The organism is Pedobacter sp. UC225_61, assembly GCF_044452285.1.
Taxonomy (GTDB): domain Bacteria; phylum Bacteroidota; class Bacteroidia; order Sphingobacteriales; family Sphingobacteriaceae; genus Pedobacter.
On sequence record NZ_JBIOAL010000001.1, the window covers coordinates 297206 to 314611 of the forward strand.

Genomic DNA, 17406 nt, shown 5'->3' on the forward strand with positions numbered 1-17406 from the left:
AATTTTTAATTTTTTACTTTTTTTCTTTTAAAACTTCTTCAATCAGTGAAAAGGTCGATAAAACATCTGCTTTCCCCTTTTTGACAGCAACCGTATGTTCAAAATGTGCTGAAGGTTTATTATCTACTGTGGTAACCGTCCACCCGTCAGACCAAAACTTAACACCAGCTTTACCAGCATTAATCATTGGCTCAATAGCGATAACCATTCCCTCTTCTAATTTAATTCCACTCCCTCGTTTACCATAATTAGGCACTTCGGGTTTTTCATGTAGTTTCACTCCAACACCATGTCCAACAAGTTCTCTTACTACACCAAAGCCATTAGTTTCTGCATGATTTTGTACTGCAAAAGCGACATCACCTATCCGCATACCAACCACTGCTTTTTCTATTGCTAGAGCTAAACATTCTTGAGTTACCTTAGTCAATTTTTGCTTATCGCTATCAACTTCGCCAATAGAAAATGTGTAAGCAGAATCTCCGAAGAAATTATTTTTGATTACACCGCAATCAACAGATATTAGATCTCCTTCTTTGATGATATAATCATTTGGAAAACCATGTACAACTTGCTCATTAGGAGATATACATAATGAATTAGGAAAACCGCCGTAGTTTAAAAAAGCTGGTATTGCACCATGATCCTTAATAAACTCAAAAGCTAGTTTATCTAACGCAAGTGTAGTAACTCCAGGTGCAATTATCTTCGCAACTTCGGCTAGTGTTTTTGAAACAAGTAAAGAACTTTCTCTTATTAATTCGATCTCCTCCGGAGATTTATAATAAATTTTTGACATACTTATTTTTTACAACACAGCATTGCTACCGCTTGCAGGAATACCTGTACGTCCAGTAACTCTACCAGTTTTCATTAATCCATCGTAATGACGCATTAAAAGATAACTTTCAATCTGTTGCAAAGTATCTAATACTACACCTACTAAAATCAATAAAGAAGTACCTCCAAAGAAATGAGCAAATTCCTGTTGTATTCCAACTTTAACTGCAAACGACGGAAGAATAGCAATAATAGCTAAGAACAACGATCCTGGGAAAGTAATCTTAGAAATTACATCATCTATAAAAGAAGAAGTAGCTAAACCTGGTTTAATACCTGGAATAAACCCTCCATTCTTCTTCATATCATCAGACATTTGAGTTGGATTAACTGTAATTGCTGTATAAAAGAAAGTAAATGCAATAATCAAAAATGCAAAAGTTAAACTGTACGTCGCTGAAGTAATATCAGTGTACTGGTGCAACCAACTATCTGTCAATTTAGGGAACAAACCAATTAAAGCATTTGGAATAAACATTAATGCTTGAGCAAAAATGATTGGCATAACACCAGCTGCATTTACTTTTAATGGAATGTACTGTCTTACACCACCAACTTGTCTGTTGCCAACAATTCTCTTGGCATACTGTACAGGTACTTTACGTACACCTTGTACAATAAGAATAGTGAACATCACGACAGCAAATAAAGCAACGATTTCTAAAACAAGCATAATCATCCCACCTTCATTCCCAGTAAATCTTGATTCAATCTCTTGCTTCAATGCTAATGGTAAACGAGCAATAATACCCACCATAATAATTAATGATGTGCCATTACCAATACCTTTATCTGTTATTTTCTCACCTAACCACATTACAAACAATGTACCTGCTGTTAAAACAAATCCAGAAAGAACATAGAACATAGTATGATCTATCAATATTGCCTCTACAGGGACTTGTGTTTTAACATATCCAACAGCTTGTACTGCTGTAATAGCTACGGTTAAATAGCGAGTAATTTGAGTTAATTTTTTTCTGCCACTCTCACCTTCTTTTTGCATTTTTTGGAAAGAAGGCACTGCAATACCTAATAACTGAACAACGATAGATGCTGAGATATATGGCATTACACCTAATGCAAGAATTGATACTTTAGAAAAAGCACCACCTGCAAACATATCTAACAAACCTAAAATGCCTGTTTTTTGAGTATTCACTAACTGAGCTGGATCTACACCTGGTAAAACCACTTGACAAACGAACCTGTAAATAACAAGAATCATTAACGTAAAAAGAATACGTTCTTTTAATTCTTGTATTTTCCAAATATTACTGAAAGTAGTAAATAGCTTCTTCATTAATTACAATTTTACGATTGAGCCTCCAGCAGCTTCAATAGCTTTCTGTGCTGTTGCAGAAAAAGCATGAGCTGTAACTTCTAATTTAGCTTTAACTTCACCACGGCCTAAGATTTTCACTAAGTCATTTTTTGAAGCTAAACCATGCTCTTGAATAGCAGCAAAATCTATACTAGTTAAGTTGAATTTTTCTGCTAAACCTTGTAATACGTCTAAGTTAACACCAACATATTCAGTACGATTAATAGGTTTGAAACCTACTTTAGGCACACGACGTTGTAGTGGCATTTGACCACCTTCGAAACCAATTTTAGTTGAGTGACCAGAACGTGAACCAGCTCCTTTATGACCACGAGTAGATGTACCACCACGACCAGAACCTTGACCACGACCAATTCTTTTAATTTTTTTAATAGACCCTTTTGCAGGTTTTAAATTACTTAAGTTCATTTTTAAACTTGTTGTGTTGCCCTTCGCTTTCACTAATCAGGGACAACGATAAATAAATAAAAATCTGTTTAAAAGAAAGACTCCTTCAAACAGATTTTAATAATTAAATAGTCTCTATAGCTACTAAGTGATTAACTTTTCTTACCATCCCAATAATGGCAGCGTTGGCCTCAACTTCTACACTTTGGTTCATTTTAGTTAAACCTAAAGCTTTCATTGTTCTTTTTTGGCGCTCGCTTCTATCGATAATGCTTTTTACTTGGGTAATTTTAATTTTAGCCATGATATTATCCGTTAAAAACTTTATTTAAATCTACACCACGGTGCTGAGCTACTGTATAAGCATCACGCATTTTAGTTAAAGCATCTACTGTTGCTTTTACCACGTTGTGTGGATTTGATGAACCTTTTGACTTTGCTAATACGTTATGAATACCAGCACTCTCTAATACAGCACGCATTGCACCACCAGCAATTACACCAGTACCCACAGCTGCAGGTTTGATTAAAACAAAACCTCCAGAGAATTTACCAATTTGCTCATGTGGAACAGTACCATGCAAGATTGGAACTTTAACTAAGTTCTTTTTTGCATCATCAATTCCTTTAGCAATTGCTTCAGTAACCTCTTTCGCTTTACCTAAACCATAACCTACAACACCTTGCTCATCTCCAACAACCACAATGGCTGAGAAGCTGAAAGTACGACCACCTTTGGTTACTTTGGCAACACGTTGTATGCTAACTAAACGATCTTTCAATTCGATTTCGCTAGTCTTAACTCTTTTTATATTGATAGTTGACATCTTATCCTATTTCTTAGATTAAAATACTAAACCAGCTTCGCGAGCACCCTCTGCTAGCGATTTAACACGACCATGGTATAAGTAACCATTTCTGTCGAAAACAACTTCTTTAACACCAGCTGCGATTGCTTTTTCGGCAACTAACTTGCCTACTGCAACAGACTGATCAGATTTGTTTCCTTTACCAGTAAAATCTTTAGATAAAGAAGATGCTGAAACTATTGTATTACCAGTTACATCGTTAATGATTTGAGCATAAATACCTTTATTGCTTCTATAAACTGATAAACGTGGACGGCTCTCAGAACCAGTAAGTCTTTTTCTGATACCTTTTTTGATACGATCTCTACGAGATAATTTTTTTCCTGCCATTTTGATTATTTTTTAGAAGCTGATTTACCTGCTTTTCTTCTTAACACTTCACCAACAAACTTGATACCTTTACCTTTATATGGCTCTGGTGCACGTAACGAACGGATTTTTGCTGCTACTTGACCTATCAATTGTTTATCAATACTCTCTAAAATAATTTTAGGAGTTTGACCTTTTTCAGATGTGGTGGTTACTTTAATCTCTACTGGTAATTGAAATACATAGTGGTGAGAATAACCTAAAACTAGATCCAAAGTATTACCTTGGTTAGTAGCACGGTAACCCACACCTACTAATTCTTGTTCTATTTTATAACCTTCTGTAACACCAACAACCATGTTGTTAATTAAAGAACGATATAACCCGTGAAGGGCTTTATGTCTTTTTTGTTCAGTTGGACGACTAACAGTTAAAACATTATCTTCTTGTTTAACTATAATATCTGTATCTACTTGTTGAGATAACTCTCCTTTTGGACCTTTAACAGTTACTAAATTATCATTAGCAACAGTTATAGTTACGCCTGCTGGGATATTAATTGGATTTTTTCCTATTCTTGACATTGTGCTATCCTCCTTTAATTAATAAACGTGACACAATACCTCACCGCCAATGTTTAATTTGGCTGCTTCCTTATCGGTCATTACACCTTTAGAAGTAGATAAGATTGCTATACCTAAACCATTTAATACTCTTGGCATGTTTTCTACACCAGCATATTGACGTAAACCTGGTTTACTGATACGAGTTAACGTACGGATAGCCGAGATTTTAGTAATTGCATTGTACTTTAAAGCGATTTTAATTACGCCTTGAGCATTCGTCTCTTCAAACTTGTAGTTTGCGATGTAACCTTTATCAAAAAGAACTTTTGTAATTTCTTTTTTAAGGTTTGATGCAGGGATTTCTACAATTCTGTGATTAGCTTTGATAGCATTTCTCACTCGTGTCAGATAATCTGCGATTGGATCTGTATTCATTATTATTTATTTGTGATAGTGGTATCCTTTTTGCCACTCGGCTTGGGACCTGCTATCGGTTAAAATTCTATTTGTAGCTATATATACAATGAGCTATAAGTTGTAAGGGCTGCAAAAATACAACTTACAACTTATAACTCAAAATTTATAACTCCGTAATTACCAGCTAGCTTTTCTAACTCCTGGTATTTTACCGTCTAAAGCCATTTCGCGGAAAGTTACCCTTGATATACCAAAAGTACGCATATATCCACGAGGACGACCTGTTAATTTGCAACGGTTATGCAAACGCACTGCCGATGAATTTTTAGGTAATTTATCTAATCCTGCGAAATCACCTGCTGCTTTTAATTCAGCACGCTTATCTGCATATTTAGCAACCAATTTTTGACGCTTAACTTCGCGAGCTTTTACACCTTCTTTTGCCATTATTGCTCTGTTTTTTGATTTTTAAATGGTAATCCAAATTGTTTTAAAAGTTCCAATGCTTCAACATCAGTAGTAGCAGACGTTACAAATGTAATGTCCATACCTAAAATCTTATTGATTTTGTCAATGTTGATCTCTGGGAAAATGATTTGTTCAGTAATACCTAATGTATAGTTACCTTTTCCATCAAATCCTTTATCATTGATACCTTTGAAATCACGGATACGAGGCAAAGCTACTGAAATTAATCGATCTAAAAACTCATACATGTTATTATCACGTAAAGTTACTCTTACACCAACTGGCATACCTTTACGTAATTTAAAGTTTGAGATATCTTTTTTAGATTTTGCTCCAACAGCTTGTTGACCAGCGATTGTGCTCATTTCTAAGATAGAGCTATCCATAACTTTCTTATCAGTTACAGAATAACGGCCAACACCTTGGTTAATGGCAATTTTCTCTAATTTAGGAACTTGCATGATGCTTTTGTAATTGAACTTATCTTTAAGAGCAGTTACAATTTCCTCTTTATATTTACTTTTTAATCTTGGTACGTATGCCATTATTTGATTTCCTCCCCTGAAATTTTAGCAACTCTAACTAATTTTCCGTCAGCGTTTAATTTACGACCAACACGAGTAGTTTTACCAGATTTTGGATCAACTAACTGAACGTTAGAAATATGAAGAGCAGCTTCTTTTTTAATTATACCACCGTTTGGTGTAGCAGCATTTGGTTTAGTATGTTTTGATACAAGGTTAATACCTTCAACAACAACTCTACTTTTGGCAACCAATACTTCTTGTACTTTACCTTGTTGGCCTTTTGAAATCGCCAGCTATCACCTTTACTAAATCTCCTTTACGGATTTTTACTTTGGCTTGTGTTACTTCTTTTTTCATATTATAATACCTCCGGTGCTAATGATACAATTTTCATGAATTGTTTTTCACGCAGTTCTCTTGCAACCGGGCCAAAAATACGTGTACCACGTGGCTCGTCTTGTGCATTTAACAATACTGCTGCATTGTCATCAAAACGAATATAAGAACCATCCTTACGCCTGATTTCTTTTTTAGTTCTTACTACAACTGCTTTAGAAACTGTTCCTTTTTTAATGTTACCAGATGGCAAAGCGCTTTTTACAGTAACAACAATTTTGTCACCTATTGAAGCATATCTTTTGCCAGTTCCACCAAGTACACGGATAACCAGTACTTGTTTTGCGCCGCTATTATCGGCTACGTTTAATCGTGATTCCTGTTGTACCATCTTATTTAGCTCTTTCTAAAATTTGTACCAATCTCCAGTTCTTGTTTTTACTCAGCGGACGAGTTTCTTGAATTAATACAGTATCACCGATACCACATTCATTCTTTTCGTCATGAGCCATAAATTTGGTAGTTTTCTTAACAAACTTACCATAAATCGGGTGTTTCACTTTACGCTCAACCGCTACAACAACAGATTTATCCATTTTGTTGCTTACCACCAACCCGGTTCTTGTTTTTCTTAATTGTCTTTCCATTTCGACTCTAAAGTTATTTAGTTTCAGTTGCAGACTGAGCATTAAGCTTAGTCAATTCAGTGTTTAATCGGGCAATGTCTTTTCTTACCTTAGTAATACGGGTAGGATTTTCTATAGCCGAAATTGTATGTGCAAATTTTAACTTTACTAAGTTTTCTCTTTCTTCTGCAATCTTAGCTACTAGTTCTTCTTTTGAAAGCCCTATGATTTCTGAGTTCTTCATTTTATTAATTTTTATGTTCGGGTCTAGCGGTTATAACAACAAGTTATTTACAACATTGATCCCAAAACTTTTTTATGCTTCTACGTAATCTCTACGTACTACAAATTTTGTTTGAATAGGTAATTTTTGAGCTGCAAGTCTTAATGCTTCTTTGGCAATTTCCATTGGAACACCTTCTGCTTCAAAAATTATACGTCCGGGTCTAACAACAGCTACCCAATATTCTGGAGCACCTTTACCTTTACCCATACGTACCTCAGCTGGTTTCTTAGTTACCGGTTTGTCCGGGAATATTCTAATCCAAACTTGACCTTCACGTTTCATGAAACGAGTTACCGCAATACGGGCTGCTTCTATCTGGCGACTTGTAATCCAAGTTGCCTCTAAAGATTTAATCCCGAAAGATCCGAATGATAATTCAGCACCACGAGTTGCTAAACCTTTCATTCTGCCTTTTTGCATCTTTCTGAACTTCGTTCTTTTTGGCTGTAACATTTTATTTTAATATTATCGTTAAACGATCTTGTTAACTATTTGCGTGGACCTCTGTTGGCACCACCACCTTTATTATCTCTTCCGGCTCCACCTTGACCTGGACGACCACCACCTGGGCGTTTGTCGTTTCTTCTGTCTCCACCGCCTCTATTATCTCTACCGCCATCTCTGCCACCAAAAGCACCTTGAGGTCTGTCGCCACCTTTGCCTGGAGCATTGCTCGCAGCGCCGATGTTTGGAGAAAGATCACGTTTACCGTAAACTTCACCTTTACAGATCCAAACTTTAACACCTATTTTACCATAAGTTGTTAATGCTTCTGCTAATGCATAATCAATATCTGCACGGAAAGTATGCAAAGGAATTCTTCCTTCTTTATACTGTTCGCTACGAGCCATCTCAGCACCACCTAAACGACCTGAAGTCATTATTTTGATACCTTCTGCACCCATACGCATTGTTGATGCGATAGTAGATTTCATTGCTCTACGGAATGAGATTCTAGCCTCAAGTTGTTTTGCAACACCTTCTGCAACTAATTGTGCATCAAGTTCTGGGCGTTTAATTTCAAAAATGTTAATTTGAATTTCCTTTTTAGTCAATTTCTTTAACTCTTCTTTGATTTTATCAACCTCTTGACCTGCTTTACCGATTACAATACCTGGACGAGCTGTATGAATAGTAACAGTAATACGTTTTAACGTACGTTCAATTACTACTTTAGCTACTCCACCTTTTGCAATACGTGCTGAAAGGTATTTTCTTATTTGTTCGTCTTCAACTAATTTATCAGCATAGTTGTTGCCTCCGAACCAGTTAGAATCCCATCCTCTGATAATTCCTAATCTAGCACCTATTGGATTTGCTTTTTGTCCCATGTTTATGAATTAGTTTGAGTTTCAACGTTTTTACTATCTACTACCAAAGTAACATGGTTTGAACGCTTACGTATTCTATAACCACGACCTTGAGGAGCTGGTCTTAATCTTTTTAATTGACGACCACCGCCTACCATTATCGTTTTCACGTATAATTGGTTTTCTTCAGGGCGAGAACCTTCATTTTTAGATTCCCAATTTTTGATTGCTGATAACAAAAGTTTCTCAACTCTTATTGCTGCTTCTTTATTGGTAAATTTCAAAATGCTTAATGCTTTCTCAACACGCTCACCTCTGATTAGATCTACAACCAAACGCATTTTACGTGGTGAGGTTGGACAATTGTTTAATTTCGCTAGTGCTTCCATCTCTTAATTATTTTTTCTTATCAGAGTGACCCCTAAATGTTCTGGTTGGAGCAAATTCTCCTAGTTTGTGACCAACCATGTTTTCTGTTACGTATACCGGAATAAATTTATTTCCGTTGTGTACTGCAAATGTATGACCCACAAAATCTGGTGAGATCATTGATCTGCGAGACCAAGTTTTGATCACAGACTTTTTGCCTGAAATCATTCATAGAGACTACTTTCTTCTCTACGTTATGGTCAATATAAGGTCCTTTTTTTATCGAACGAGCCATTATTTCTTCCTTTTCTCTATGATGAAACGATTTGAGTATTTTTTCAGTGTACGGGTTTTGAAGCCTTTAGAGTAAACTCCGTTTCTTGAACGAGGTTGACCTCCTGAAGAGCGACCTTCACCACCACCCATCGGGTGATCTACTGGGTTCATCGCTACTGGACGAGTTCTAGGGCGACGACCTAACCAACGGCTACGTCCTGCTTTACCTAATACTTCATTAGCGTGATCTGAGTTAGAAACTGCACCAATTGTTGCTAAACAAGTAACTAAGATAGATCTTACTTCACCTGATGGCATTTTAATAGTTGCATATTTACCATCTCTAGCTGCAAGCTGTGCATAAGCACCTGCGCTACGTGCCAATTGAGCACCTTTACCAGGATGAATTTCTAAATTGTGTACAATAGATCCCAAAGGGATATTTGCCAATTTCAAAGTGTTGCCTACTTCTGGAGTAGCTTTGTCACCCGAAAGCACTGTCTGTCCTACTTGCAATCCCTCAGGAGCAATAATGTAACGCTTCTCGCCATCTGCGTAATGCAATAATGCAATACGAGCGGTACGGTTTGGATCGTATTCAACAGTAGCTACTGTTGCAGGGATATCAAACTTATCACGTTTAAAATCGATTAAACGGTAAGATTTTTTGTGACCTCCGCCCATGTAGCGCATTGTCATCTTTCCTGTATTGTTACGACCTCCCCGATTTCTTAGAAGATACAACCAATGATTTTTCGGGCTTGGTTGCTGTAATCTCCGAAAAGCTTGCGCCTACCCTAAAACGGGTTCCCGGAGTGACTGGTTTAAATTTTCTTAAGCCCATAGTTATATATTATTCAATTCTTATTAAATATTCGCGTAATAATCTATTGTTTCGCCATCTTTCAATGTTACAATAGCTTTCTTATATTTCGGGCTACGTCCCGATACTAAACCACCTTTAGTATTTCTTGATTTCATTTTACCTACAACCACCATGGTGTTTAAGGCAACAATGTTCACTCCATACATTTTTTCGATGGCCGATTTAATCTGCAACTTGTTAGCTCTGTGATCTACTCTAAAAGTAAAACGGTTAGCTTTTTCAGTTAATGCAGAAGCTTTTTCAGTTAATATTGGTTTTTGTAAAATTTCCATATTACTTGGCAAATGCCTCCTCCAATGTTTTAAGCGAATCTGCAGTTAACAAAAGTTTACCAGCGTTTAATACATCATAAGTATTTAACTGATCAGCAGTAGTTACTTTTGCTTTCTGAATATTTCTGCTTGATAAATAGATATTGTTATTTTGTGCAGGTAAAACTAATAACGTTTTCTCTCCAGCTAAATTCAATGCATTAACTAAATTGATATAGTTTTTAGTTTTAATGTTATCAAACGTGAAATCTTCTAAAACTACCACGCTGTTATCAATTGCTTTGTATGATAAAGCTGATTTACGTGCTAATGATTTTAATTTCTTGTTTAATTTAAAACTATAGTCTCTTGGTTGTGGACCAAAAACACGACCACCACCATTGAATAATGGAGATTTAATGCTTCCGGCACGTGCACCACCAGTACCTTTTTGTTTGTATAATTTACGGGTCGAACCTGCAATTTCGTTACGTTGTTTAGATTTATGAGTTCCTTGACGTTGATTAGCCAAGTACTGTTTTACATCTAAATAAATCGCGTGATCGCTTGGAGTAATTCCAAATACCGACTCAGGAAGTTGCACCTTGGCACCTGTCTCTTTTCCTGTTATGTTTACTACTTTAACTTCCATCTGCTTACTTATCTAAGATTACGTAAGAACCTTTAGCTCCTGGAATGGAACCACTAACTACAACTAGGTTTTGCTCAGCATAAACTTTCAATACTTGTAAGTTTTGAATTTTTACTCTGTCTCCACCAGTTCTTCCTGCCATACGCATACCTTTAAATACACGAGCTGGATAAGATGCAGCACCCAATGAACCTGGAGCACGCAATCTGTTATGTTGACCGTGAGTTTGACCACCCACACCACCAAAACCGTGACGTTTAACTACACCTTGAAAACCTTTACCTTTTGAAGTACCTACAACATCAACAAAATCGCCTTCGGCAAAAATATCAACAGTAACTGTATCACCTAAACTAAGTGATGCTTCAAACTGTTCAAATTCTACCAATTTACGTTTTGGAGTTGTGTTTGCTTTCGCAAAGTGACCTTTTAAGGGCTGTGTAGTGTTTTTTGCTTTGGCTTCATCGTATCCTAGTTGAACTGATACGTAACCATCTTTCTCTTCGGTCTTAACTTGTGTTACAACACAAGGTCCAGCTTCGATCACCGTACAAGGAATATTCTTTCCTTCGGCGTCAAAAATGCTGGTCATTCCTACTTTTTTTCCAATAATACCTGACATTTTCTATTTTAAATTTAACACCCATCGAAGCAGTAGGGCTTCGTTCAAGGTGGATATACATTCCCCGCTAAGGGACGGCAAAAATAGGAAAGAATTCTTAATTTTCAAATAGTTAGCTCATTATTTTTTCAAATAATTGAGATTATTTTTCTAAGTGTCAGCACAATAGCTTAAAAAAGGCCTTTAATGTACCACGTCGAGGTATAAACTGGTGATAATCACGCACAATACAATTATGCCTATAAGCACATACATATAATCTTTTTCCATTAAGAAACTAAAAATAGAAAAAACTACTCTAGCTATCGGCGTAAAGATGAGCAGTAAAACTCCAAACTGAATAATGGCAAGCCCATCAAGTGTTTTTAACCCCTTAAATATTTCGGCTACTGATGAAAATTTTGCTTCCTCTGGTTTAAAATCTGCGTAAGAAATAGATTGATGCGTATGATTCATTAAAAAAATTATTCCACCTAATAAAACAACACTAGTAGATACTATAACACCTACCCGCAAAAGTGTTCCAAGAATAATTTGAACATCTTTATCTCCTAAGTAATGTTTAATTTGTCTACTCATGCCGCTCCTGTTAGTCCTTTATAAATCATTTGAAGTGCCAAAAAGGTGACTACAATCGCAAATATTACTTTCAATTTATCGGTTTTAGTTCTAATTAGAATTTTCGCACCGATGGTAGCTCCAGTAATAACCCCAATTGTTACTGGCATTGCTATAGCTGGATCGATTTGACCTTTATGCAAATAAACCAGTGCACTTGCTGATGCTGTAACACCTATCATGAAGTTGCTAGTGGTAGTAGAGACCTTAAAAGGTATTTTCATGATGTTATCCATACCTATTACTTTTAGAGCGCCTGAACCAATCCCTAAAAGTCCAGAAAGCGTGCCTGCAATAAACATCATTGAAAAACCACCAACTACATGATGAACTGCATATTGTTTTGGTCCATTTTCGGTTGGATAACTGCCATTCAATTTAAAATAATTGGCCAGAATGCTTGTTTTTTCATTATTAGAGTGATCCACCTTCTTACGAAGCATCATAAATGCGGAAAACAATAAGATTAATCCAAAAATAACAATGATATAATCTGCTTTAATATAGGTAGCAATAATTACTCCTACTATGGCACTTGCTGTAGTTGCTATCTCTAAAAACATCCCAATTCGCACGTTCGTAATTCCTTCTTTAACATAAGCCGCAGCAGAACCTGAAGAAGTTGCAATAACCGAAATGATTGAGGCACCAATTGCATAATGAATATCAACACCTAAACCTAAGGTTAATAATGGTATAATGATCACACCCCCACCAAGACCGGTTAAAGAACCTAATAATCCTGCTAGGAAAGCTCCAACTAATACAATAATGGTAAAAAGCAATACCGACATGCTGGCAAATATACCCGCCTTACTTCGCTTAACCTAGAATAATTTGCATTAAGTAAACTACCAAAAAGGTGTGCTTAATAGGCTTAAGCATATGAATAGACCAAAGGATGAGTAAATTTTGAACTGTTTCAAATTAGGCAAACACAATATTTTTTGATTATACTTGTTAAAGTTAACAACGATATTAAACTATGAAACAAAGATTACTTTCTATTACTACCATTTTAATTTTAGGAATCTTTGCTCAAAATATTTGGGCACAAACTCCAATTAAACCTCAAAAAGCGGTTGTTAAAACGCAAAAGGTTTATACAAAAGTACCAGACACTACAAAAAACACTGATCCTAGTTTAAAAGGGCAATACTTATTTATGTTGTCTAGATCAAAAAGCTTAAATGGTTATAAATTAATTAATCCTTATCGATTATCAACAGTTTGGCAAAGTGTAACTGACACATTGCGCAAAGAGCGTATAGAGCTAAAAAATGCAAAAAACAAGGTCACTGAGCAAGAAAAAACCATTTCTAGTTTAAAAACTGAGATCAGTGGAAAAGAAAATACCTTAAATGATACGACTGCTAAAGCTGATGAAATTAATTTTCTTGGCATTTCCTTCACTAAAGGAACTTATAGTATCATTGTTTGGTCTATCATCATCATATTAGCTATTTCTTTATTTATTGTGATAGCAAGATCTGCTAAAAACATATTAGAAGCCAAGCACAGAACACAGCTTTACGATGAAATTTCTGCTGAATATCAAGCGTTTAAAGCAAAATCTAATGAACAGCAACGTAAACTAGCAAGAGAACTTCAAGATGAACGCAACATTATTGAAGAGATGAAAAGTCGAGGTAAGTAAGTGACACAAAAATAACTCACAAAAAAGACCCTTGGAAACTCCAAGGGTCTTTTTTATTTTATAAAATCATTAAACTTTGATTTCTACTTCAACACCGCTAGGTAATTCAAGTTTCATCAATGCATCAACAGTTTTAGAGTTAGAGCTATAAATATCTAAAAGACGTTTATAAGCACACAATTGAAACTGCTCACGTGCTTTTTTGTTTACGTGTGGTGAACGCAAAACAGTGAAGATTTTCTTTTCTGTTGGCAACGGAATTGGTCCGCTAACTACTGCACCCGTAGGTTTAACAGTTTTAACGATTTTCTCAGCAGATTTATCTACTAAGTTGTAATCGTATGATTTTAACTTAATTCTAATTCTTTGGCTCATCTTATTTTAAATTATGACTTCTTGTTAGAGCTATTAATAACAAGAAGTCGGTTTTTATTTTATTTAGTCTTCTGACTTAACTTTACCTTTTGATTTAGCAATTACCTCATCTTGTACGTTTTTCGGTGCTGCTTCATAATGATCAAATTCCATTGTTGAAGTTGCACGTCCAGAAGTAATGGTACGTAATTGAGTTACATAACCAAACATTTCTGACAAAGGAACAGTTGCTTTAATTACTTGAGAACCAGCACGAGTATCCATACCTAAAAGTTGACCACGACGACGGTTCATGTCACCGATAACATCACCCATGTTTTCTTCAGGGGTTAAGATTTCGATTTTCATGATTGGCTCCATCAATGTAGGTTTACATTTTGGCAATGCTTCTCGATACGCCATTCTAGCTGCTAACTCAAATGACAATGCATCTGAATCGACCGCGTGGAATGAACCATCAATTAAACGAACTTTCATATCAGGTAGTGGATAACCAGCTAATACACCGTTCGACATTGCAGATGCAAAACCTTTCTCTACTGAAGGAATAAATTCACGAGGAATTGCACCACCAGTAATTTCGTTTACAAACTGTAAACCACCTTTTTCGTAGTCAGCATCAATTGGAGAAATGATAACTTGGATATCCGCAAATTTACCACGACCACCAGATTGTTTTTTATAAGTTTCACGGTGTTGAGTTGAACCAAAGATTGCTTCTTTGTAAGCAACTTGCGGAGCACCTTGATTAACTTCTACTTTAAATTCGCGTTTTAAACGATCAATTAAAATATCTAAGTGAAGCTCACCCATACCTGAGATAACTGTTTGACCAGTTTCCTCATCAGTTTGAACTCTAAATGTTGGATCTTCTTCAGCTAATTTACCTAAAGCCATACCTAATTTATCAACGTCTGCCTGAGTTTTAGGCTCAATTGCTAAACCGATTACTGGCTCAGGGAAGTTCATTGATTCAAGAATGATTGGATTTTTCTCATCACAAAGTGTATCTCCAGTTTTGATATCTTTAAAACCTACAACCGCAGCAATATCACCAGCACCTACATTAGGAATTGGATTTTGCTTGTTTGCATGCATTTGGAAGATACGAGAAATACGCTCTTTGTTTTCAGAACGTGTATTGTAAACGTATGAACCTGCTTCTAAGTTACCTGAATATACACGGATAAAGCATAAACGACCTACAAAAGGATCTGTTGCAATTTTAAATGCTAAAGCTGCAAACGGCTCTTTTTCAGATGGTTTTAATAATACTTCTTGATCAGTGTTTGGGTTAATACCGGTTACACCTTCGCTATCCAATGGTGAAGGCAATAATTCCATCACATAATCAAGCATAGTTTGTACACCTTTGTTTTTGAAAGATGAACCACAAACCATAGGAACGATTTTAGCATCTAAAACAGCTGCACGTAAAGCGTCTAAAATTTCACGCTCAGTGATTGAATTAGGATCTTCGAAGAATTTCTCCATCAAAGTTTCATCATAATCAGCAACTGATTCTAGTAATTTTTCTCTCCATTCAGCAACTTCATCTAACATATCATCAGGAATTGGCACTTCAGTAAAGGTCATCCCTTTATCATGTTCATTCCAAACAATACCACGGTTGTTAATTAAATCAACCACACCTTTAAATGAATCTTCAGCACCGATAGGTAATTGCAATGGAACTGCATTAGAACCTAACATATCTTTAACTTGCTTAACAACTTTTAAGAAGTCAGCACCAGAACGGTCCATTTTGTTAACGAAACCGATACGAGCTACATTATAGTTGTTAGCTAAACGCCAGTTAGTTTCAGATTGAGGCTCAACACCATCAACAGCTGAAAACAAAAATACTAAGCCATCTAATACACGTAATGAACGGTTTACCTCTACGGTAAAATCCACGTGTCCTGGTGTATCGATAATGTTAATATGATATTTGCTACCTCTATAGTTCCAATTAACTGTTGTTGCAGCAGAAGTAATGGTGATACCACGCTCTTGCTCTTGTGCCATCCAGTCCATTGTTGCAGCACCTTCATGCACCTCTCCAATTTTGTGACTAACACCAGCATAATAAAGAATACGCTCAGTTGTTGTAGTTTTACCCGCATCAATGTGAGCAGCGATTCCGATATTTCTTGTAAATTTTAAATCTCTTGACATTATAATCTTATTAGAATCTAAAGTGTGAGAACGCCTTGTTAGCCTCAGCCATTTTATGCGTATCTTCTTTCTTTTTAACTGCTGCGCCTTCGCCTTTAGCTGCTGAAACGATTTCACCTGCTAATTTCTCTTTCATGGTTTTTTCACCACGTTTACGAGCGTAAGAGATTAACCATTTCATGCCTAAAGCAATTTTACGATCTGGTCTTACCTCTGTAGGAACCTGGAAGTTTGCACCACCAACACGACGAGATTTAACCTCTACTGCTGGCATAATGTTAGTTAAAGCACGTTTAAATACTTCTAATCCGTTCTCGCTAGTTTTTTTCTCTGCGATTTCAACTGCATCATAAAAAATAGAGTAAGCGATAGATTTTTTACCATCGAACATCATATTGTTTACAAATCTTGTAACCTGAACATCGTTAAATTTAGGATCAGGAAGAATAATTCTCTTTTTTGGTTTTGATTTTCTCATTTCTGTTTCCTCCTAATTATTTTTTCTTTCCCTTAGTTGGTGCTGCAGCTGCTTGTCCTGGCTTAGGACGCTTAGTACCATATTTACTACGACGTTGGTTACGACCAGCTACACCTGATGTATCTAATGCACCACGAATGATGTGATAACGTACACCTGGTAAATCTTTAACACGACCACCACGAATTAACACGATCGAGTGCTCTTGTAAGTTGTGACCTTCTCCAGGAATATAGGCATTCACCTCTTTTCCATTGGTTAAACGTACACGGGCAACTTTACGCATTGCTGAGTTTGGTTTTTTAGGGGTAGTAGTATATACACGTGTACATACACCTCTTCGCTGTGGACAGCTGTCCAACGCCGGAGACTTACTCTTGAACTCCAGTGCTACTCTACCTTTTCTAACTAATTGTTGAATGGTTGGCATTTCTTGCTTTTTGTTTTTTCTATTTTATTTAAAAACTTCCCTTAATGGCCAGCCTACAATAAGGCCACATTAAGGGACTGCAAAAGTAGGAACTTAATTTGTGATAATCAAGGTCTTGCAAAAGATTTTTTTCTTTTATCGTTTTGCATCCTTTAAGAAGACCAACAAATCAAGCTCCTTATGTAAAACTCTAAATCTGCAGGTAGTAAATAAGCTAGAAATGTGGCTTTTCCAAAAAATCATTGCCATTGAATAGTAGAAACTAAACAAAAAAGTCCTAAACATTTTCAACAAAAGCTTTCGCCCAGTTTTGAATTAAGGTTTATCA

26 protein-coding genes and 3 pseudogenes are annotated in these 17406 nt (G+C 36.1%); 1 reads left to right on the forward strand and 28 read right to left on the reverse strand.

Annotated elements, in window-relative coordinates:
• Nucleotides 1-13: 13 nt before the first annotated feature.
• From map to ACHMWN_RS01590, 24 genes and pseudogenes are all read right to left on the reverse strand, one after another.
• Nucleotides 14-799, reverse strand: a complete 786-nt coding sequence (gene map, locus ACHMWN_RS01475; protein WP_397297195.1) for a type I methionyl aminopeptidase — start codon at nt 797-799, stop codon at nt 14-16.
• A gap of 9 nt (nt 800-808) precedes the next feature.
• Nucleotides 809-2143 carry a preprotein translocase subunit SecY gene (secY, locus tag ACHMWN_RS01480; RefSeq protein ID WP_397297197.1) on the reverse strand — a complete coding sequence of 445 codons (1335 nt, stop codon included), beginning with the start codon at nt 2141-2143 and terminating at the stop codon, nt 809-811.
• A 3-nt stretch (nt 2144-2146) separates the two neighbouring features.
• The gene (rplO, locus tag ACHMWN_RS01485; protein ID WP_173271971.1) at nt 2147-2593 is read right to left on the reverse strand and encodes a 50S ribosomal protein L15; all 447 of its coding nucleotides are present in this window, start codon (nt 2591-2593) and stop codon (nt 2147-2149) included.
• Between the two features lie 103 nt (nt 2594-2696).
• Entirely contained in the window at nt 2697-2876 is a 180-nt protein-coding gene (gene rpmD, locus ACHMWN_RS01490; RefSeq protein WP_055130467.1) for a 50S ribosomal protein L30, read from the reverse strand.
• Nucleotides 2877-2880: 4 nt separating this feature from the next.
• The gene (rpsE, locus tag ACHMWN_RS01495) at nt 2881-3399 is read right to left on the reverse strand and encodes a 30S ribosomal protein S5 (RefSeq protein WP_055130468.1); all 519 of its coding nucleotides are present in this window, start codon (nt 3397-3399) and stop codon (nt 2881-2883) included.
• An 18-nt stretch (nt 3400-3417) separates the two neighbouring features.
• Nucleotides 3418-3771 (reverse strand): 50S ribosomal protein L18, encoded by a 354-nt coding sequence (rplR, locus tag ACHMWN_RS01500; protein WP_173271969.1) that lies wholly within the window; start codon nt 3769-3771, stop codon nt 3418-3420.
• Nucleotides 3772-3776: 5 nt separating this feature from the next.
• The gene (gene rplF, locus ACHMWN_RS01505; RefSeq protein WP_397297200.1) at nt 3777-4334 is read right to left on the reverse strand and encodes a 50S ribosomal protein L6; all 558 of its coding nucleotides are present in this window, start codon (nt 4332-4334) and stop codon (nt 3777-3779) included.
• Nucleotides 4335-4352: 18 nt separating this feature from the next.
• Nucleotides 4353-4754: a 30S ribosomal protein S8 gene (gene rpsH / locus ACHMWN_RS01510; RefSeq protein WP_397303515.1), complete on the reverse strand. Its 402-nt coding sequence runs from the start codon at nt 4752-4754 to the stop codon at nt 4353-4355.
• 156 nt (nt 4755-4910) lie between these two features.
• Nucleotides 4911-5180 (reverse strand): 30S ribosomal protein S14, encoded by a 270-nt coding sequence (rpsN, locus tag ACHMWN_RS01515; protein ID WP_173271964.1) that lies wholly within the window; start codon nt 5178-5180, stop codon nt 4911-4913.
• Nucleotides 5180-5746, reverse strand: a complete 567-nt coding sequence (gene rplE / locus ACHMWN_RS01520) for a 50S ribosomal protein L5 (protein WP_131555077.1) — start codon at nt 5744-5746, stop codon at nt 5180-5182. Before rplE ends, rpsN begins: the two co-directional genes overlap by 1 nt.
• A pseudogene (rplX, locus tag ACHMWN_RS01525) lies at nt 5746-6085 on the reverse strand (50S ribosomal protein L24). Before rplX ends, rplE begins: the two are co-directional and overlap by 1 nt.
• A 1-nt stretch (nt 6086) precedes the next feature.
• Entirely contained in the window at nt 6087-6455 is a 369-nt protein-coding gene (gene rplN / locus ACHMWN_RS01530) for a 50S ribosomal protein L14 (RefSeq protein ID WP_041878524.1), read from the reverse strand.
• A 1-nt stretch (nt 6456) separates the two neighbouring features.
• On the reverse strand, nt 6457-6711 hold the full coding sequence (rpsQ, locus tag ACHMWN_RS01535) for a 30S ribosomal protein S17 (protein ID WP_055130475.1): 255 nt from the start codon (nt 6709-6711) through the stop codon (nt 6457-6459).
• Between the two features lie 13 nt (nt 6712-6724).
• Nucleotides 6725-6934, reverse strand: a complete 210-nt coding sequence (gene rpmC / locus ACHMWN_RS01540; RefSeq protein WP_173271960.1) for a 50S ribosomal protein L29 — start codon at nt 6932-6934, stop codon at nt 6725-6727.
• Nucleotides 6935-7006: 72 nt separating this feature from the next.
• Nucleotides 7007-7429, reverse strand: a complete 423-nt coding sequence (gene rplP / locus ACHMWN_RS01545; RefSeq protein ID WP_173271958.1) for a 50S ribosomal protein L16 — start codon at nt 7427-7429, stop codon at nt 7007-7009.
• 35 nt (nt 7430-7464) lie between these two features.
• Nucleotides 7465-8307, reverse strand: a complete 843-nt coding sequence (rpsC, locus tag ACHMWN_RS01550; protein ID WP_173271955.1) for a 30S ribosomal protein S3 — start codon at nt 8305-8307, stop codon at nt 7465-7467.
• Nucleotides 8308-8309: 2 nt separating this feature from the next.
• Complete coding sequence (gene rplV / locus ACHMWN_RS01555) at nt 8310-8675, reverse strand: 50S ribosomal protein L22 (RefSeq protein ID WP_173271953.1); 366 nt, start codon at nt 8673-8675, stop codon at nt 8310-8312.
• A gap of 7 nt (nt 8676-8682) precedes the next feature.
• Nucleotides 8683-8950: pseudogene (gene rpsS / locus ACHMWN_RS01560) on the reverse strand (30S ribosomal protein S19).
• Nucleotides 8950-9775 (reverse strand): annotated as a pseudogene (gene rplB, locus ACHMWN_RS01565) (50S ribosomal protein L2). The pseudogenes rpsS and rplB overlap by 1 nt, the downstream one beginning before the upstream one ends.
• Nucleotides 9776-9798: 23 nt before the next feature.
• Nucleotides 9799-10089 carry a 50S ribosomal protein L23 gene (gene rplW, locus ACHMWN_RS01570; RefSeq protein WP_372818188.1) on the reverse strand — a complete coding sequence of 97 codons (291 nt, stop codon included), beginning with the start codon at nt 10087-10089 and terminating at the stop codon, nt 9799-9801.
• Nucleotide 10090: 1 nt separating this feature from the next.
• Complete coding sequence (rplD, locus tag ACHMWN_RS01575) at nt 10091-10720, reverse strand: 50S ribosomal protein L4 (RefSeq protein WP_173271947.1); 630 nt, start codon at nt 10718-10720, stop codon at nt 10091-10093.
• A 4-nt stretch (nt 10721-10724) separates the two neighbouring features.
• Nucleotides 10725-11342 (reverse strand): 50S ribosomal protein L3, encoded by a 618-nt coding sequence (gene rplC / locus ACHMWN_RS01580; RefSeq protein ID WP_173271945.1) that lies wholly within the window; start codon nt 11340-11342, stop codon nt 10725-10727.
• A 183-nt stretch (nt 11343-11525) separates the two neighbouring features.
• The gene (locus ACHMWN_RS01585; RefSeq protein ID WP_397297204.1) at nt 11526-11921 is read right to left on the reverse strand and encodes a DUF1634 domain-containing protein; all 396 of its coding nucleotides are present in this window, start codon (nt 11919-11921) and stop codon (nt 11526-11528) included.
• Entirely contained in the window at nt 11918-12754 is an 837-nt protein-coding gene (locus tag ACHMWN_RS01590; protein ID WP_397297206.1) for a sulfite exporter TauE/SafE family protein, read from the reverse strand. The genes ACHMWN_RS01585 and ACHMWN_RS01590 overlap by 4 nt, the downstream gene beginning before the upstream one ends.
• Before the next feature lie 191 nt (nt 12755-12945).
• Here ACHMWN_RS01590 and ACHMWN_RS01595 point away from each other — a divergent pair, with 191 nt between their 5' ends.
• Nucleotides 12946-13617, forward strand: coding sequence for a hypothetical protein (locus ACHMWN_RS01595; RefSeq protein ID WP_397297207.1), 672 nt, complete (start codon nt 12946-12948; stop codon nt 13615-13617).
• A gap of 69 nt (nt 13618-13686) precedes the next feature.
• On the opposite strand, the gene rpsJ is transcribed toward ACHMWN_RS01595, so the two are convergent.
• The 4 genes from rpsJ to rpsL all read right to left on the reverse strand — a co-directional run bounded on the left by rpsJ (nt 13687) and on the right by rpsL (nt 17078).
• Nucleotides 13687-13992: a 30S ribosomal protein S10 gene (gene rpsJ, locus ACHMWN_RS01600; RefSeq protein WP_008244591.1), complete on the reverse strand. Its 306-nt coding sequence runs from the start codon at nt 13990-13992 to the stop codon at nt 13687-13689.
• A 63-nt stretch (nt 13993-14055) separates the two neighbouring features.
• Nucleotides 14056-16170, reverse strand: a complete 2115-nt coding sequence (gene fusA / locus ACHMWN_RS01605; RefSeq protein WP_397297209.1) for an elongation factor G — start codon at nt 16168-16170, stop codon at nt 14056-14058.
• Nucleotides 16171-16180: 10 nt separating this feature from the next.
• Entirely contained in the window at nt 16181-16648 is a 468-nt protein-coding gene (gene rpsG / locus ACHMWN_RS01610) for a 30S ribosomal protein S7 (protein ID WP_173271935.1), read from the reverse strand.
• Between the two features lie 16 nt (nt 16649-16664).
• Complete coding sequence (gene rpsL, locus ACHMWN_RS01615; RefSeq protein ID WP_109926363.1) at nt 16665-17078, reverse strand: 30S ribosomal protein S12; 414 nt, start codon at nt 17076-17078, stop codon at nt 16665-16667.
• Nucleotides 17079-17406: the final 328 nt, after the last annotated feature.

Excerpts from the sequence above, each read along its gene's own strand:
- map (WP_397297195.1), bottom strand. The coding sequence starts at position 799 with ATGTCAAAAATTTATTATAAATCTCCGGAGGAGATCGAATTAATAAGA.
- secY (WP_397297197.1), bottom strand. The coding sequence starts at position 2,143 with ATGAAGAAGCTATTTACTACTTTCAGTAATATTTGGAAAATACAAGAA.
- rplO (WP_173271971.1), bottom strand. The coding sequence starts at position 2,593 with ATGAACTTAAGTAATTTAAAACCTGCAAAAGGGTCTATTAAAAAAATT.
- rpmD (WP_055130467.1), bottom strand. The coding sequence starts at position 2,876 with ATGGCTAAAATTAAAATTACCCAAGTAAAAAGCATTATCGATAGAAGC.
- rpsE (WP_055130468.1), bottom strand. The coding sequence starts at position 3,399 with ATGTCAACTATCAATATAAAAAGAGTTAAGACTAGCGAAATCGAATTG.
- rplR (WP_173271969.1), bottom strand. The coding sequence starts at position 3,771 with ATGGCAGGAAAAAAATTATCTCGTAGAGATCGTATCAAAAAAGGTATC.
- rplF (WP_397297200.1), bottom strand. The coding sequence starts at position 4,334 with ATGTCAAGAATAGGAAAAAATCCAATTAATATCCCAGCAGGCGTAACT.
- rpsN (WP_173271964.1), bottom strand. The coding sequence starts at position 5,180 with ATGGCAAAAGAAGGTGTAAAAGCTCGCGAAGTTAAGCGTCAAAAATTG.
- rplE (WP_131555077.1), bottom strand. The coding sequence starts at position 5,746 with ATGGCATACGTACCAAGATTAAAAAGTAAATATAAAGAGGAAATTGTA.
- rplN (WP_041878524.1), bottom strand. The coding sequence starts at position 6,455 with ATGGTACAACAGGAATCACGATTAAACGTAGCCGATAATAGCGGCGCA.
- rpsQ (WP_055130475.1), bottom strand. The coding sequence starts at position 6,711 with ATGGAAAGACAATTAAGAAAAACAAGAACCGGGTTGGTGGTAAGCAAC.
- rpmC (WP_173271960.1), bottom strand. The coding sequence starts at position 6,934 with ATGAAGAACTCAGAAATCATAGGGCTTTCAAAAGAAGAACTAGTAGCT.
- rplP (WP_173271958.1), bottom strand. The coding sequence starts at position 7,429 with ATGTTACAGCCAAAAAGAACGAAGTTCAGAAAGATGCAAAAAGGCAGA.
- rpsC (WP_173271955.1), bottom strand. The coding sequence starts at position 8,307 with ATGGGACAAAAAGCAAATCCAATAGGTGCTAGATTAGGAATTATCAGA.
- rplV (WP_173271953.1), bottom strand. The coding sequence starts at position 8,675 with ATGGAAGCACTAGCGAAATTAAACAATTGTCCAACCTCACCACGTAAA.
- rplW (WP_372818188.1), bottom strand. The coding sequence starts at position 10,089 with ATGGAAATTTTACAAAAACCAATATTAACTGAAAAAGCTTCTGCATTA.
- rplD (WP_173271947.1), bottom strand. The coding sequence starts at position 10,720 with ATGGAAGTTAAAGTAGTAAACATAACAGGAAAAGAGACAGGTGCCAAG.
- rplC (WP_173271945.1), bottom strand. The coding sequence starts at position 11,342 with ATGTCAGGTATTATTGGAAAAAAAGTAGGAATGACCAGCATTTTTGAC.
- ACHMWN_RS01585 (WP_397297204.1), bottom strand. The coding sequence starts at position 11,921 with ATGAGTAGACAAATTAAACATTACTTAGGAGATAAAGATGTTCAAATT.
- ACHMWN_RS01590 (WP_397297206.1), bottom strand. The coding sequence starts at position 12,754 with ATGTCGGTATTGCTTTTTACCATTATTGTATTAGTTGGAGCTTTCCTA.
- ACHMWN_RS01595 (WP_397297207.1), top strand. The coding sequence starts at position 12,946 with ATGAAACAAAGATTACTTTCTATTACTACCATTTTAATTTTAGGAATC.
- rpsJ (WP_008244591.1), bottom strand. The coding sequence starts at position 13,992 with ATGAGCCAAAGAATTAGAATTAAGTTAAAATCATACGATTACAACTTA.
- fusA (WP_397297209.1), bottom strand. The coding sequence starts at position 16,170 with ATGTCAAGAGATTTAAAATTTACAAGAAATATCGGAATCGCTGCTCAC.
- rpsG (WP_173271935.1), bottom strand. The coding sequence starts at position 16,648 with ATGAGAAAATCAAAACCAAAAAAGAGAATTATTCTTCCTGATCCTAAA.
- rpsL (WP_109926363.1), bottom strand. The coding sequence starts at position 17,078 with ATGCCAACCATTCAACAATTAGTTAGAAAAGGTAGAGTAGCACTGGAG.